Consider the following 14489-nt stretch of genomic DNA (forward strand, 5'->3'; position numbering starts at 1 on the left):
GGCCGGGGTCGGCGCATCGCGGTGTCCTGCCCCGACGGCGAGCCGCGCGGGGCCATGCCCGAGGGCCGCCGTCCCTTGTCCTGCGCCGCGTCGCAGGGCGGGTCAGCACGCCGCGGTGTCCTCCCCGGCGGTGAGCCGCGCGATCGGGGCGGGCGGGGCCGTGGCCGGAAGGTCGACCCGAAGCAGCGCGCCACCGCGTGCGGAGCGGGCGACGGTGGCCCGGCCGCCGTGGGCGTCGACGACCCGCTGCACGATCGACAGCCCCAGACCGGATCCCGGCAACGCCCGGGCGCTGTCGGCACGGTAGAACCGGTCGAACACCCGCGGTACGTCGGCGACGTCGATGCCCGGCCCGGCGTCGTCGACCTCGAGCACCGCCGACGCGCTCTCGGCACGGAGCCGGACCTGGACCGGCTGGTCCGCGGGGGACCACTTGCCGGCGTTGTCGATGAGGTTGAGCACCGCCCGCTCGAGCGCAGCGGGACGCCCGCTCACCCACACGGAGGTCACGTCGAGCGCGACCTCGATGTCGGGCACGCGGGAACGTGCCCGGGTCGCGGCGGCCGCCACCACGTCGGCGAGGTCGAGCAGCTCGGTGTTCTCGTCACTGACGTCACCGCGCGCCAGGTCGGTCAGCTCGGCGGCAAGGGTGCTCAACTCGGCCACCTGGGCGCCGAGATCGTTGAGCAGCCGGGTCCGGCTCTCCGCGGGCAGTGCGCTGTCCAGGGTGCCGCGCCGATCGAGCCGGATCAGCAGCTCGACGTTGAGGCGCAGGCTGGTGAGCGGGGTCTTGAGCTCGTGGGCGGCGTCCTCGGCGAGCAGTCGCTGGGCCCGCCGGGAGTCCCGGAGTGCGGCGAGCATGTCGTTGATCGACTGGATCAGCCGCCGGATCTCCCCGCCGCCCTCATCCGGGATGTCGGCGTCGAGATCCCGGGTGTGCGCGACACGTACCGCGGCGGCGGTGAGCCGGTCGATCGGTGCCAGCCCGGTCCGCGCCACGGTCCGCCCGACAAGGGTGCCGCCGACCACGCAGAGCAGCCCGATCAGCAGCATGCCGAACCCGAACTGGTTGATCGGGCTGTCGTCGGCGACCTGGGCCACCTGGACCGCGCCGTCGCCTGCCCGCAGCGTGTAGATGAGGTAGCCGTCCTCGTCGCTGTCGTTGGACTCCATCAGGTCGGCCGACGCGCCCTGCGCCACGCGCCCCGCGTGCTCGCTGACGGGGGGCAGCGCGGGTTGGCCGGCCGGCGTCCGGGTCGAGCCGTCGGGCAGGATGACCCGCACCAGCCGACCGGTTCCGGGATACGGCGGTAGCTGGACCTGCGCCAGACCGGCGCGCTGCGCGTTCGTCGCCAGGACGCGGGAGTCGGCGCGTAGCTGATTCTCGGCGGTGTCCCGCAGCTCCCAGTCCAGTAGTTCGCTGGCCACCTGGAAGGCCACGAACACGCTGACCGCGATGGCCGTCGCCGCGATCACCGTCAGCCGGGTCCGCAGGGACCGCCGGCGCCACCATCGGGTCAGCCGGCGCGGTTCCCGGCCGGCGGGCCTGCTCACGGAGGAGTCTCCCGCAACGTGTATCCCAGGCCGCGCAGCGTGTAGATCAATCGCGGCTCACCCTCGGCCTCCATCTTGCGGCGCAGGTAGCTCACGTATACCTGGAGGTTGTTGGCGGTGGCGCTCATGTCGAAGCCCCAGATCGCCTCGAACAGCGCGTCGCGGGTCAGGACCCGGGTCGCGTTGCTCATGAGGACCTGCAGGAGGGAGAACTCGGTCCGGGTCAGGCGCAGCGGCCGCCCGCCCCGCCACGCCTGGAACCTGTCGGGATCGAGCCGGACGTCGGCGAACGACAGGATCTGCGACTCCCCGTCGGTCGGCGTGCGCCGGCGTAGCAGGGCCCGCACCCGGGCCAGTAACTCCTCGGTGGCGAACGGCTTGGGCAGGTAGTCGTCGGCGCCCGCGTCCAGCCCCGTGACCCGGTCGGAGACCTGGTCACGGGCGGTCAGCATCAGCACGGGCAGATCCCGACCCGCGGCCCGCAACCGCCGGCAGGTCTCCAACCCGCCGAGGCGGGGCATCATCACGTCGAGGATCAGCAGATCCAGCGTGTCGCCGTCGGCCCCACCGACCCCGTCGAGCACGGCGAGACCGTTGGCGACGGTGCTGGTGTCGTAACCCTCGACCTGGAGCACCCGCTCCAGCGACTCACGGATGGCCGCTTCATCATCCGCGATCATGATCCGCACGCCGGCCCGCCCCCTTCCAGTCGATGTTTTTTCCGCTCATTGTCCCCGATCAACCTGAGGTCAGGATTAGAGCGTCGCTGGGGACCGCGCTCTTACGGATACCTAAGAGGGCGGTATGAGATCCGGTAGGTGATTGGTCGTCGCCTGAACGTGTGGGACTGCGGCATCTCAGCCGGTCGGCGGGCTCGGGCGTGCTGGACTGGACACCTGAGTGAGCGCAAGCCCTACAAGACCGACCTGTCCGACGGGCAGTGGGCGCTGATCAAGTCGGTGATCACCGCATGGAAGGCCGCACACCCCTCGATCGGCGGCCACCAGGGCCGGTACGAGATGCGGGAGATCGTCAACGCGCTCCTCTACCAGGGCCGCACCGGCTGCCAGTGGCTCGCGAGCAGCGGATTCAGTCCGTTGAGCGAGAGTTGACGGTCCGACACCTCACGAGGAACGTTTCCGCAGGTCACAGACCTGCACAGGTGGGGCGGGTGGGACTCGAACCCGCGGCCGACGGATTACGAGTCCTTTTCGGATCTTCCGATCTGCCCTCGCTCAGCATCCGGGCCAGATTCCGCTGGACGACCAGCCCACCCTGGCTGTGGGAGACCAGCACCAGCTGGGAGAACTCCCCGCCCTCCACCTCCAGGTAGACCTTCAGGCCCTCGGCGATGTCGTCGTAGTCGGGCACCCGGCGCCACGGGCGCAGGGACACCTTGGGGGAGGCGTACTTGAAGCGCAGTTCTGCCGCGAACCGCAGCTCCTCGTCCTCGGCGATCCGCCGGGCGAAGTCGTCCCACGTTTGCGGGCCCGACAGAAACCCGTGGACGAAGACCACCCCGACGCGGCCTCCCACTCTTGCCTCCTCGCCACTGTCCGTGTTCCCGCAAGGAGAACCTGCGTTGCGGTCGCAGAGGGTGCCTACCCCAGGCCGGACCGGAAGAGACCTCGCAGGACAGCGGTTGCAGTATTAGAAGGGGCGGCGGTACGGGTTCTCGCTCACCCGCTCGTGGATGTCGCGCAGCCACGGCTCGCGGACGGCGGGCAACCGGGCCAGGGTGTGGAGGAAGATGTGCGGGTCGGGCCGGAACAGGCTGTGCGGGCGGAGCGGCAGGGGGTCGTCGCGCAGGACTCCGTCGGGCAGGCCGCCGGTCATGGGGACGGGCAACTGCACCTCGTGCCGGGCCAGTTGGAGCCACACGTCGGCGGCCAGCGGCACGGAGTGCGCGATGCCGGGCGGTGGCTGCCACACCTCTCCGGTGCGCGGGTGCCGGGGGACCAGGGCGATGTCGGGGACGGGGTCAGGGGTGGGCAGGCCCGGCCCCGCCAGGGCGGCCGACTTCCTCGGGGCACGTCCCGGTGGGAGGAGGAGGTCCAGCACGCGGCGGAACGTATCGGCGAGGAGGCCGTCGGGGACGTCCACCGGCGCACCCCTCGAGACGGCCAGCAGATGGGCGAGCGCCGCCCCTGCGGCCGCCTCCCAGCGAGGATCCCACGCCCCGCACGGCTCGACGGGCGGGGTGGCCTCGTACTCCTGCGTCAGCGTCTCCCAGTTCGCCGGTCCGGCGGGACGGTCGGCGGTGAGGATCTGTACCGCGTCCGGGGCGAGCCACACCGCCTGCCAGAACGTGCAGTCGTCGATGCGGGTCGCCACCGCCCGCCCGCACCGGGCGCAGGCCAGATTGGGGCCGTCCCGCCCGTCCAGCCCGAGGCAGTAGCCGTCGCATCGCTCGAGGATCAGGACGGTGCCGCGGACGTCCCCCGGCGTGACGACGACCGCGCCCGACGGCCCGAAGGACAGGGCGGGAACGGGCGCGAACACGCCCCGGGCCGCCGCCTCGTCCGTCCCGGCCTCGCTCCATGACCGCCAGGGCGGCCCGAAGGGCTCGGAGTCGACGGCGTACGTGCCCGGTTCCATCAGGGCGGGGAGCAGTTCATGGCCGTGCCGTTGATGGGCGTGGACGGGAAGCGCCACCCGCGAGACGGGAGCGGTCAGCTCGGCGCCGCACCGCGCGCACGCGAACACCGCCACCTACCTGCCCCCCTGATCCCCTGGGCCACAGCCACGGGGATTATGACGACACCGTGGCGGACCGCCAACCGCTTTTCGCCCGCCGTGGCGTCGGCACCGGACCGGCAATCGCCGACTTTCTGTTATCGGCCGCCCGCCGCCCGCGTCTCCCCTCTCGTGCGCAGCCTCACCCACACCACAGCAGCGGCCGCCGGAGTCCTCGCGGTGGTCGCCTCCCTGCTCGCCGCTCCCCCGGCGGTCGCCGCGGGCGCCCGGGACGTCACCGCCGACGTGCTGGCCGACCGGGACGTGACGCTCACCGGCGACACGGCCGTCACCGTGCCGCCCGGGACGACGACGTACGACGGCGTGTTCCGCGGCGAGGGCACGCTCACGGTGCGCGGCAGCGGGACGCTGGTCCTGACCGAGGACAGCGACTTCACACTCCCCCGGTCCCGGCAGGGGCAGCGGGTGCGGACGGCGGGCGGCAACCACCCGTACGTCACCGTCACCCGGCCCGATCCTCCTGCGGTCACGGTCGAGCGCGGCGCGACGCTCCAGTACGGCGACGGAGGCACGACGGGCCTGATCGGCCACTTCCCGTACAACACCCCGGCGTTCCGCCTCAACCAGGACAACATCCGGGTCGACGGCACGCTGCGCCTCTCCCTCAAGAGCGCCTACAACCTGGGCACGATCAGCGGCTCGGGCCTGATCACGCAGCCCAGGTTCCTCTGGGGCACGTGGGACCTCTCCGGCACCCACTCCTTCTCCGGGGTGATCGACAACGGCACGCAGGCGAACGCCGGGCGGCCCGAGTACGCGACCTCGCTCCCGCGCGTCCGCAAGATCCTCAACCAGGGCACCTGGACGGTCGACACCCCGCTGGGCCGGACCGTCACGATGGGCATGGACTTCTACCAGCGGGAGTACGGCAGCGACATCAACGTCCAGTCCCGGCCGGGCGGCAAGGTGGTCCTGACCGGCCAGTACAGCTGGTCGGACCAGGGCGGCGACACGGACCCGTCGCTCAGCGACCCGGCCCTCAACTGGACGCCCGCCCGCAAGAACGTCAACAAGCGCGGCACCAACATCAAGGGCGCGAACGTCCGGTGGGGCGACGGCACGACCGACAGGATCTTCATGCCGGGCACGGCGGAGACGGTCTACATCAACCTGCTGGCGGCCCGCTCGCGCTCCCGGCTGACCCTCGACTACAACGGCCCGGTGACGCTCGGCGCCCCCATCGGCGGCGGCAGATTCCACGACACCCTGTCGGCCCCCGGCGCCGGCGACGTCGTCATCGCGGGCACCCCCGGCAACGACGTGACCTTCGCGGCCGTGCAGTACTACGACGGCTCCACGACAGTGGAGAAGGGCGCGGTCCTGCGCCTGGGCAGCGGCGAACGGGGCGGCGACGGCGACCTGTACACGGGCGGCACCCACGACCGGCTCGTCAACGACGGCTCCCTGATCCTGCGCAACACCAGCAGACCCCTCACGCTCTCCCGCATCGACGGCAGCGGCTCCCTCACACAGTCGGGCGCCGCCACGACGACCCTGGCGGGCGGGGCGGTGACGTACACCGGGACGACCACGGTCTCCCGGGGCACGCTCGCGCTGCGCGGCGGAGCCACCCTCGCCCACAGCCGGTCGATCCGGCTCACCTCGGCCGGGGCCAGGCTGGACGCGAGCGGGTCGGGCCTGCGCGTGACAACGACGCTGACCGGCAAGGGCACGGTACGGGGCGCGGTCACCAACGCGGGCACGGTCACAACGGGCCTCACCGTCAACGGCCCCTACACCCAGAGTCCGAAGGGCTCACTGGTCCTACGGGACAAACCGCTGACGGTGACGGGGCCGGTCCGGCTGGCCGGGGACCTCGATGTCTCGGCCGCGCCCGGGGCCACTCGCGAGATCACCGTGCTCGACCACAGGGGCGAGGCGAGGACCTCGGGAACCTTCACCGGCCTCAAGGAGGGCGCCCGCCTGAAGCGGGCCGACACCACATACCGCATCAGCTACCGGGGCGGCGACGGCAACGACGTCGTCCTCACGCCCGACAGGGCTCCCAGCCCGTCCCCCACGACCTCCGCACCATCCGCCGCAACCCCCCACAGCGCCGGCGCCTCTACCCGGGCCGGCTTCGGCTGGTGGCCCTACGCCCTCGGCGCCGCCCTGGTCATCAGCCTCGCGATACCGGTGGCGACGCGCCGGGGCCGGGGCGGTCGCCGGGGCGGGCGGCATGCGGGCCGCGCGCGGCAGTGACCGGCCCGGTGCTCACAGCTCGGACTCGCCCCACACCGTGACGTCCACCTCGTCCCCCACAGCCACCTTGCCGGGACGAAGTACCGGGTACTTCGTCCCGAAACCGACGCCGGCCAGGTACGCCAGGGCCAGGCTCCGTTCCCGGTAACGGAGTTCGGCCGCGACGGTGCCCTCGCCACCGTAGGCCACCGGCTTCTCGTCCGCCCGCGCCGGCATCAGTGACGCCAAAACACGCGACACCGCATGCGAACTGTGGGAACGTCACCCGCGATGACACAGCGAACCGATACACCCCCCGCGTGGGACGAACGTACGCAGCTGGCCACCTTTCTGGATTACGCCCGCGACACGGCGCGAGCCAAGTGTGAGGGCGTGTCCGAGGAAGATGCCCGCAAGGCACCGCTCCCGAATTCACCGTTGATGACGATATGCGGGCTGATCAGCCACCTGCGATGGGTCGAGCATCACTGGGTCCAGGTGATGTTTCTCGGCGAGGAGCCCGAGGGGCCGCTCACGGCGGCGACCGACGACGACCCCGATCCCGAGATGCGGACGGCCGTCGACATCCCGTTGCCCCGGCTTCTCGCCGAGTACGAGGAACAGAGCGCCCGCTACCGCCGCCTGGTGGCCGAGCGCGACCTGAACTCAACGGCCGAGCGACCTCTCGGCGACGGCCGCCACGTGGACCTGCGCTGGGTGGTCCTCCACCTCATCGAGGAGATTTCCCGCCACAACGGTCACCTCGATGTCGTACGTGAACTCGTCGACGGACAGACCGGCGTCTAGCTGCAACACGCTTCAGGCGGCCGCCTCCCGCCGCCCCCGCAGCCACACGTACACCGGGATCCCGGCGAACAGGAACAGCACCCCCTGGTAGACGGCCGCGTACCCGGCACCGGCGATCAGCCAGAAGGAGAAGCCGAAGGAGAGGACGGCGACGATCAGGTCGCGGATCAGGCCCGCGGGGCGAACGCGGTCGCGGGTGCCGCGGGCCAGCCAGTACAGCTGGGCCGCCGCCGACAGCAGGTAGGGCACGCAGCCGGTGAACGTCGTGATCAGGACGAGGACGCGGAACGTGGTGTCCGGGCCGGCCGTGTAGTTGAGGGCGATGAGGAGGCTGCCGAGGACCGCGCAGGCCCACACCCCGAAGCCGGGGACGCCGCCCTTGCCGACGCGGGCGAAGGGCGCGGGGAAGAGGCCGTCGCGGGCGGCGGCGTACGGCATCTGCGCGGCCATGAGGATCCAGCCGTTGAGGCAGCCGGTGATCGAGGCGACGGCGACCAGGGCGATGGCGATGCCGCCCCAGCCGCCACCGGTGATGGCGTTGACGGCATCGGCGAACGGGGCGCCGGAGTCGACGAGTTCGCTGTGCGGGACCAGTCCGAAGACGGCGATCGTGCCGAGGACGTAGACGAGGGCGGAGGCCAGCGTGCCGAGGACGCTCGCCCGGCCGACCGTGCGCTCGGGGTCGCGGACCTCGCCCGCGCTGACCGCGGCCGACTCGACCCCGAGGAAGCTGTACAGCAGCAGCGCGGCGGAGGCGGCGAGCGCGCCGGAGACGCTCTCGCCGGAGGCGTTGAACGGGCCGAAGTTGTCCGCGTCGACGAAGAACAGGCCGACCGTGGCGAGCAGGAGCAGCGGTACGAACTTCAGGACCGTGGAGACGACCTGCACCGCGCCGACCCACCGGGTGCCCGCGAAGTTCGCCGCCGCGGGGAGCCAGAGGGCGGCCATGGCGACGGCTGCCTGGAGGGCGTGGTTGCCGTGCAGGGGTATCAGGACGTCGACGTAGCCGACGACCGCGACGGCCAGGGCGGCGATGCTGACCCAGCACATCGTCCAGTAGGACCAGGCCGACAGGAACCCGGCGAACTCGCCGAAGGCGTCGCGCGGGTAGACGTACAGACCGCCGGTGACCGGGCTGCGCCGCGCCAGCCTGCCGAAGAGCAGCGCGAGCAGGACGGCCCCGACCGAGAGCACGAGGAAGGCGAGCAGGCTGATCGTGCCGTACGGGGCGACGGTGGCGGGCAGGGCGAAGATGCCGCCGCCGATGATGTTGCCCATGACGAGGGCCGTGGCGGCGGCGAGGCCGAAGGTGCGACGGGGAGCGGGGGCCGGGGTGGCGGCCTCGCCCGGCTCTGCGGTTCCGGATCCGGCGGGCTCGGCGGCCTCGGCGGAGCTGGGGACGGTCATGGGCGTTCCTGACGAGCGGAGGGGGGAGGGCCGTGATCGTAACCCGTCGTCCCACATGCTGGTCGACCTGTTCATACACTGGACACAACCGGCTGGGGTTCACCGCCTGTTCTCGACTACCGTCGTCGGCATGACCAGCACCCTCACCCTCGCCGAAGCCCTCGCCGCAGGGACGGTCGTCCTCGACGGCGGCATGTCCAACCAGCTCGAGTCGGCCGGGCACGACCTGAGCGACGAGCTGTGGTCGGCGCGGCTGCTCGCCGAACAGCCGGAGGCGGTGACCGAGGCGCACCTCGCCTACTTCCGGGCGGGTGCGGACGTGGCGATCACCTCCAGCTACCAGGCCACGTTCGAGGGGTTCGCCAAGCGCGGGATCGACCACGACCGGGCGGCCGAACTCATGGCACTGAGCGTGGAGTCGGCCCGGGAAGCGGCCCGGCGGGCGCGCGTCTCGCGGCCCCTGTGGGTGGCGGCCTCGGCCGGTCCGTACGGGGCGATGCTCGCGGACGGTTCGGAGTACCGGGGGCGCTACGGGCTGAGCGTGGACGAGCTGGAGCATTTCCACCGACCGCGCCTGGAGGTGCTGGCCGCGGCCCGCCCCGACGTCCTCGCGCTGGAGACGGTCCCGGACGCCGACGAGGCCACGGCCCTGCTACGGGCGGTGCGCGGGCTCGGGGTGCCGGCCTGGCTGACGTACTCCGTCGCCGGTGGCCGCACGCGCGCCGGGCAGCCGCTGGAGGAGGCCTTCGCCCTGGCCGCCGAGGCGGACGAGGTGATCGCGGTCGGGGTGAACTGCTGTGCGCCGGAGGAGGTGGACGCCGCGGCCGCGACGGCGGCGCGGGTCACCGGCAAGCCGGTCGTCGTCTATCCCAACAGCGGCGAGACCTGGGACGCCGAGGCACGCGCCTGGGCCGGCCGCTCGACCTTCACCGTCGGCCAGGTGAAGGGCTGGCAGCAGGCGGGGGCCCGGCTGATCGGCGGCTGCTGCCGGGTGGGGCCGGACGGCATCTCGGGCATCGCGGGGACGCTGAGGGCGGCGTAGCGCGACGGCACCCCGCGCTGCCCCAGCGGTGCGCGCACACCTTCGACGACATCCCGGCACCCACGTGGTGGTGAGGGACTCGGTGGGCCGGCCCCGGTCGCGCCGGCCGCTCGTGCGCGGCCCGCTCGCCGGTGTGGGCGCCGTCAGCGGCGTCGGAGGGCGCCCGAGCGGCGGAGTCGCCGTACGGCCGACCGCAGTTCCGTACCGCGGGCGGGCGACACGTCGGCCGGGATCGCGGGGGGTGTGGGTTCCGGGGGCCTGAGGGCGTCGGCCTTCCAGAGGGCGAGTTCGCGGTCCCGGGGGCCGTAGGCGGTGTAGGCCGTGCCGTCCTCGGCGTCGGGTGCGCGGTCCCCGAACACCCGCACCGGGTGCGTGTCGTCCCAGCGTTCCCAGCCCGGGTCGCCGTCCGTCGCGAACCGCACCCAGGCCGCGTGCATGGCGTCCGCCAGTTCCCGCGGCGCGCCCTCCCCCGCCAGCTTCCGGGACTCCGCGACCTCCCCGGTGTCGAAGACGAAGCCCAGCTCCAGCGCGTGGCAGGCACCGAGGTCGGGCAGGTTCGAGGGCCAGGCGAACTCGTAGACGTACGAAGGTTCCGTGCGGGCGTCGGCCAGGCGGTGCAGGGGGATACGGAGCAGGTGGTCGGTGACGAGCTGGCCGACGATCTCCGCCGCGCCGGCCTCGGGGTGCAGCGTGCGATAGCCGCGCGGGACCTCGCTGCCGCAGTGGCAGCGGGCCATGGCACCGGCGAGGGCGACGGCTCCGAGGCGGTCGACGCGCTCCAGAAGGCCGCCGGGCACCAGCCACAGCCGGTGCTCGTCGCGGGTCCAGCCCAGCAGCAGCTCGACGCCGGGGGCCGCGCCGCCGTCCGTGAGGGCCTCCAGGGGGTCACGGGGGACGACGTCACCGTCTGTGACGATCCCGAAGGCGGGGCCGCCGACCACCGGGCTGCTCAGTTTCCCCACTTCGGCCTGGGTGCGCAGCAGCAGATCGCGGTCCACGGCGGCGAATGCCTCGGCGGTGGCGGGGATCTTCAGCCGGGAGGCCATACGGCGGACCATCCGCCGTACCTTGGCCCGCTCGGACGCCTCGGGCGGCCCGCTCTGCAGAACGGCCCGGCGGACCAGCCCCTGGGTCTGCGGGGCGGCGATGAGGGCGCCGATGCTGATCGCCCCGGCGGACTGGCCGAAGAGCGTGATGCGGCCGGGGTCGCCGCCGAACGCCTCGATGGCCTCGTGCACCCAGGTCAGGGCGGCGATCTGGTCGCGCAGGCCGGGGTTGGGGGGCGTGTCCGGGAACAGTCCGTAGCCCTCGACGCCCAGCCGGTAGTTGATGGAGACACAGACCACGCCGTCGCGGGCGAAGGCATGACCGTCGTAGACCGGTACGGCCGAAGACCCCCTGGTCAGGGCGCCGCCGTGGAGCCAGACGAGGACGGGGAGGCGGGCTCGGGGGTCGGGCTGCGGGGTCCAGACGTTGAGGTTGAGGCAGTCGTCACCGGGCACGACCGGGTCGGACAGGTAGGGGGCGAAGGCGTCGGAGTACGGCGGTTTCGGCGCCGTGGGGCCGAAGGTGGCGGCATCGCGGACACCGTCCCAGGGGGGCAGGGGCACGGGCGGGCGGAAGCGGCGGGGGCCGAAGGGAGGGGCTGCGTACGGGATACCGCGGAAGACCGCGACTCCCCGCTCGTACCGGCCCCGCAGAGCACCACAGGGCGTGCTCACCACGGGGTCCGCCTGGTCTGCCGTCATACGTCCACCAGCCTCCTCACCGCGCTCGTGCACCGTGAAGATCAGAGCAACTCATTGTGGCCCGGTATTCCGGTGCACGAGCGGGCGTGAGGGCTGTTCGGCGTACACGGTCACTGTGCGTACACGGTCGCTGTGCGTGCACAGCGACTCGGTGTGCACGGCTACTTCACACCTGACTGAGGGCGCTGTTCGGCGTTTCGAAAGTTTTGACCGGCGTGAAGCAGTGAATTCAGGTGTCTTCCCGACGTCCTGCGCCGCACCTACAGTAGGAAGCGCTTTCTGCCCGGCCGGACCTCGTGACCGCCGTGTGCAGCGCTGGTCGAAACTTTCCACGGCTCCCGGGCGGGCCGGAGAGGTGGGTTCCCGATGGTCCGTACGGCGAGTGCGAGCGTGGCCGCCGGTCCGACGCTGGCGGTCGTGGCGCGCGAGGCGGGGGTGTCGGTGCCGACCGCGTCGAAGGTGGTCAACGGCCGCGAGGACGTGGCACCCGAGACCCGCCGCCGCGTGACCGAGGCCCTCGACCGGCTCGGATACGTGCGCAGACCCCGCTTCGACGCGGCCAAGCCGCCCCGGCTGGTCGATCTGGTCGTGCACTCGCTGGAGAGCTCCTGGTCGGGCGCGGTGCTGCACGGGGTGGAGGAGGCGGCGCACGACGCGGGTCTGGAGGTGGTGGTGTCGGCGGCGCTGATCCGCTCCCGGGTCGGCCGCCCGGAGCGCGGCTGGCTGGACAAGCTGGTCGCGCGGGGCTCCTCCGGGGTCCTCTTCAACCTGGCCGAGCTCAGCGACTCGCAGTACGCGTGGCTGGAGCAGCACCGCATCCCGTTCGTGATGATCGACCCGGTGCAGGAACCGCCGGAGGGCGTGGTGTCGGTGGGAGCGTCGAACTGGCAGGGCGGTCTGACGGCCACGGAGCATCTGCTGTCGCTCGGGCACGAGCGGGTCGCCGTCATCGCCGGTTCCCGGCGCACGATGTGCAGCAGTGCGCGGGTCGCCGGGTACCGCTCGGCGCTCGCGTCGGCCGGGGTCCGGCACCGCGCCGAGTACGTCCGGCACGCCGGTTTCGACGAGGGCGTGGCCCACCGCCGCATGCGGGAACTCCTCGACCTGCCCGAGCCGCCGACCGCCGTCTTCGTCTGCTCGGACCGGATGGCGCTGGGTGTCTACGAGGCCCTGGCCGAAAGGGGGTTGAGGGTACCGGACGACATCAGTGTGGTCGGCTTCGACGACCTGCCCGAGGCCCGCTGGGCCTCCCCCGGCCTGACCACCGTCCGCCAGCCGCTGTCCGAGATGGCCGCGACGGCCCTGCGGTCGCTGCTGCGCATGATGGACGGCCATCACCCGGAGAGCACGCGGACGGAGTTGTCGACGCGGCTGGTGGAACGGGCGAGTACGGCGGCGCCGCGCGCCTAGGAGGTACTCCCGGCCGACGGCCCGGGACGTACTCCCGGCCGCCGCCGCAGCGGTCGGGCCTCGGCGCGTGGTCGTGCGGGTGTCTGCCGCACACCCCTTGGGGCTGTTCGGGGGCCGCCGGGTCCTCGCTGGCGGGCACCTCGAAGTCCCCGAAGCTGCGCAGGGCGGCGATGCCGGCCGGGATGGAGTCGTGGCGGTAGCCGGTGGTGCGGGTGTGGACGAGCAGTCGGGGTGCCATGGCATGCGAACCCAGGAGATCCGGGGCCGCCGGCAGGCTGCCGCGGCGACCGAAATTTTCGGGCCCGGCGCGGCCGAACGGCCACCGCGGGGCGTCCGGCACGGGGCGTCCGTTTTCTTCAAGACCGGGCGTCGCGGGTCGGCCTACGGTGGCTCCATGACTGCACGATTCGATGCCATCGGCCTGGTCGTCTCCGACATGGCCGCCTCCGTCGCGTTCTACCGCCGGCTCGGGTTCGCCTTCCCGGACGGCGCCGAGAACCAGCCGCACACGGAGGCCGAACTGCCCGGCGGGCTAAGGCTGTTGCTCGACACCGAGGAGACGGTCCGCTCCTTCCTGCCCGAGTGGCAGCCGCCCGCGGGCGGGGGCCGGGCCTCGCTGGCCCTGCGGTGCGACGGGCCGGAGGAGGTGGACGCGCTGTACGGGGAGCTGGTCGGCTCCGGATACCACGGCGAGCTCAAGCCGTGGGACGCCTTCTGGGGGCAGCGGTACGCCATCCTGCACGACCCGGACGGCAACGGGGTGGACCTGTTCGCCCCGCTAGGGGCCGAGTAGCTCCCCCAGCGGCAGGCCCGACAACTCCCTTACGTCACGGGCCAGATGGGCCTGGTCGGCGTAACCGGCCCGGGCGGCCGTCTCCGCGAAGGGCGCACCGGCCCGGGCCAGCGCGAGGGCGCGGTGCAGCCGCAGGATGCGGGCCAGGGTCTTGGGGCCGTAGCCGAAGGCGGACAGCGAGCGGCGGTGCAACTGGCGGGCGCCGATGCCGAGTTCGTCGGCGGTGACGGCGACCGGACGGCCCGCGTCGAGGGCGGTGACGACCTGCCGGAGCAGCGGGTCCGGGGGTTCGGCACCGGCCGCCTGCCGCAGCGCCAGGTCCTCCAGGCCGCTCGCCGGGTCGGGGGCCGCGTTCACACGGCCGGCCAGCCGCCGCACCCGCGAGGCCGGCCACAGGTCCGCGAGCTCGACGCGCCGGTCGCGCAACTCGTGCGCCGGCACGCCCAGGAGCGCCGGGGCCGTGCCCGGGTAGAAGCGGACCCCGGACCAGGGGCCGCTCACACCGTCCGGGAGGTACGCACGGGTGTCGGGCCCGGCGACCATCAGCCGCCCGTCGTGCCACAGCAGATCCATGCACCCGTCGGGCAGGACCCGCCCCACCCCGGGCGCGGACGGGGTGCTCGTCCACACGACCGCCCCGGGCAGCCGCGACGCCCGCTCCACGTACACACGGGCCAGGCTACGCCGCCGGAAGGACGCCGGGCCCGGCCGGGCCGTGGCACTGACGTCGCGCGTGCCGCTACGCCACCCGCCCCCGGTACTCCACCGGGCTCACCCCCGTACACCCGCT

12 protein-coding genes and 3 pseudogenes are annotated in these 14489 nt (G+C 72.9%); 6 read left to right on the forward strand and 9 right to left on the reverse strand.

Translation table 11 applies throughout. The features are described 5' to 3' along the window. Window positions 1-102 precede the first annotated feature (102 nt). Together G3I77_RS18790 and G3I77_RS18795 are read right to left on the reverse strand one after the other, a co-directional pair. Window positions 103-1554 carry a HAMP domain-containing sensor histidine kinase gene (locus tag G3I77_RS18790; RefSeq protein ID WP_248505236.1) on the reverse strand — a complete coding sequence of 484 codons (1452 nt, stop codon included), beginning with the start codon at window positions 1552-1554 and terminating at the stop codon, window positions 103-105. Then, window positions 1551-2243 carry a response regulator transcription factor gene (locus G3I77_RS18795; protein WP_062926706.1) on the reverse strand — a complete coding sequence of 231 codons (693 nt, stop codon included), beginning with the start codon at window positions 2241-2243 and terminating at the stop codon, window positions 1551-1553. The genes G3I77_RS18790 and G3I77_RS18795 overlap by 4 nt, the downstream gene beginning before the upstream one ends. 207 nt (window positions 2244-2450) lie before the next feature. On the opposite strand from G3I77_RS18795, the pseudogene G3I77_RS18800 reads away from it, so the two are divergent. Then, window positions 2451-2627, forward strand: a pseudogene (locus G3I77_RS18800) (transposase); the annotation flags it as partial. Window positions 2628-2700: 73 nt separating this feature from the next. On the opposite strand, the gene G3I77_RS18805 reads toward G3I77_RS18800, so the two are convergent. Continuing rightward, window positions 2701-3090, reverse strand: a complete 390-nt coding sequence (locus G3I77_RS18805; RefSeq protein WP_248505238.1) for an alpha/beta fold hydrolase — start codon at window positions 3088-3090, stop codon at window positions 2701-2703. A gap of 114 nt (window positions 3091-3204) precedes the next feature. Continuing rightward, window positions 3205-4266 (reverse strand): hypothetical protein, encoded by a 1062-nt coding sequence (locus G3I77_RS18810; RefSeq protein ID WP_248505240.1) that lies wholly within the window; start codon window positions 4264-4266, stop codon window positions 3205-3207. Between the two features lie 156 nt (window positions 4267-4422). On the opposite strand from G3I77_RS18810, the gene G3I77_RS18815 reads away from it, so the two are divergent. Next, window positions 4423-6513 (forward strand): autotransporter, encoded by a 2091-nt coding sequence (locus G3I77_RS18815; protein ID WP_248505242.1) that lies wholly within the window; start codon window positions 4423-4425, stop codon window positions 6511-6513. 12 nt (window positions 6514-6525) lie between these two features. On the opposite strand, the pseudogene G3I77_RS18820 reads toward G3I77_RS18815, so the two are convergent. After that, window positions 6526-6624: pseudogene (locus G3I77_RS18820) on the reverse strand (MOSC domain-containing protein); the annotation flags it as partial. A gap of 159 nt (window positions 6625-6783) precedes the next feature. Here G3I77_RS18820 and G3I77_RS18825 point away from each other — a divergent pair. Further along, complete coding sequence (locus G3I77_RS18825; protein WP_248505244.1) at window positions 6784-7299, forward strand: DinB family protein; 516 nt, start codon at window positions 6784-6786, stop codon at window positions 7297-7299. A gap of 12 nt (window positions 7300-7311) precedes the next feature. On the opposite strand, the gene G3I77_RS18830 is transcribed toward G3I77_RS18825, so the two are convergent. Continuing rightward, on the reverse strand, window positions 7312-8706 hold the full coding sequence (locus G3I77_RS18830) for an amino acid permease (protein WP_248505246.1): 1395 nt from the start codon (window positions 8704-8706) through the stop codon (window positions 7312-7314). Between the two features lie 130 nt (window positions 8707-8836). On the opposite strand from G3I77_RS18830, the gene mmuM reads away from it, so the two are divergent. Next, a complete protein-coding gene (mmuM, locus tag G3I77_RS18835) occupies window positions 8837-9748 on the forward strand; it encodes a homocysteine S-methyltransferase (protein ID WP_248505248.1) in 912 nt (303 codons plus the stop codon). A gap of 143 nt (window positions 9749-9891) precedes the next feature. Here the strand turns inward: mmuM and G3I77_RS18840 are convergent, their stop codons facing one another. Then, window positions 9892-11496 carry a carboxylesterase/lipase family protein gene (locus G3I77_RS18840; RefSeq protein ID WP_248505250.1) on the reverse strand — a complete coding sequence of 535 codons (1605 nt, stop codon included), beginning with the start codon at window positions 11494-11496 and terminating at the stop codon, window positions 9892-9894. Between the two features lie 366 nt (window positions 11497-11862). Between G3I77_RS18840 and G3I77_RS18845 the strand changes: the two genes are divergently transcribed. Continuing rightward, window positions 11863-12906 carry a LacI family DNA-binding transcriptional regulator gene (locus G3I77_RS18845; protein WP_248505252.1) on the forward strand — a complete coding sequence of 348 codons (1044 nt, stop codon included), beginning with the start codon at window positions 11863-11865 and terminating at the stop codon, window positions 12904-12906. 100 nt (window positions 12907-13006) lie between these two features. On the opposite strand, the pseudogene G3I77_RS18850 reads toward G3I77_RS18845, so the two are convergent. After that, window positions 13007-13144 (reverse strand): annotated as a pseudogene (locus G3I77_RS18850) (ThuA domain-containing protein); the annotation flags it as partial. Window positions 13145-13300: 156 nt separating this feature from the next. Between G3I77_RS18850 and G3I77_RS18855 the strand changes: the two are divergent. Continuing rightward, complete coding sequence (locus G3I77_RS18855; RefSeq protein ID WP_248505254.1) at window positions 13301-13699, forward strand: VOC family protein; 399 nt, start codon at window positions 13301-13303, stop codon at window positions 13697-13699. On the opposite strand, the gene G3I77_RS18860 is transcribed toward G3I77_RS18855, so the two are convergent. Beyond that, window positions 13685-14368, reverse strand: a complete 684-nt coding sequence (locus G3I77_RS18860) for a helix-turn-helix domain-containing protein (protein ID WP_248505256.1) — start codon at window positions 14366-14368, stop codon at window positions 13685-13687. The two genes, G3I77_RS18855 and G3I77_RS18860, sit on opposite strands and share 15 nt — an antisense overlap. Window positions 14369-14489 lie beyond the last annotated feature (121 nt).

This window comes from Streptomyces sp. D2-8, assembly GCF_023184515.1.
GTDB lineage: Bacteria > Actinomycetota > Actinomycetes > Streptomycetales > Streptomycetaceae > Streptomyces.

Bases quoted from the DNA above. Each gene is read 5' to 3' on its own strand.
- G3I77_RS18825 (WP_248505244.1), top strand. From the start codon at position 6,784: ATGACACAGCGAACCGATACACCCCCCGCGTGGGACGAACGTACGCAG.
- G3I77_RS18830 (WP_248505246.1), bottom strand. From the start codon at position 8,706: ATGACCGTCCCCAGCTCCGCCGAGGCCGCCGAGCCCGCCGGATCCGGA.
- mmuM (WP_248505248.1), top strand. From the start codon at position 8,837: ATGACCAGCACCCTCACCCTCGCCGAAGCCCTCGCCGCAGGGACGGTC.
- G3I77_RS18840 (WP_248505250.1), bottom strand. From the start codon at position 11,496: ATGACGGCAGACCAGGCGGACCCCGTGGTGAGCACGCCCTGTGGTGCT.
- G3I77_RS18845 (WP_248505252.1), top strand. From the start codon at position 11,863: ATGGTCCGTACGGCGAGTGCGAGCGTGGCCGCCGGTCCGACGCTGGCG.
- G3I77_RS18855 (WP_248505254.1), top strand. From the start codon at position 13,301: ATGACTGCACGATTCGATGCCATCGGCCTGGTCGTCTCCGACATGGCC.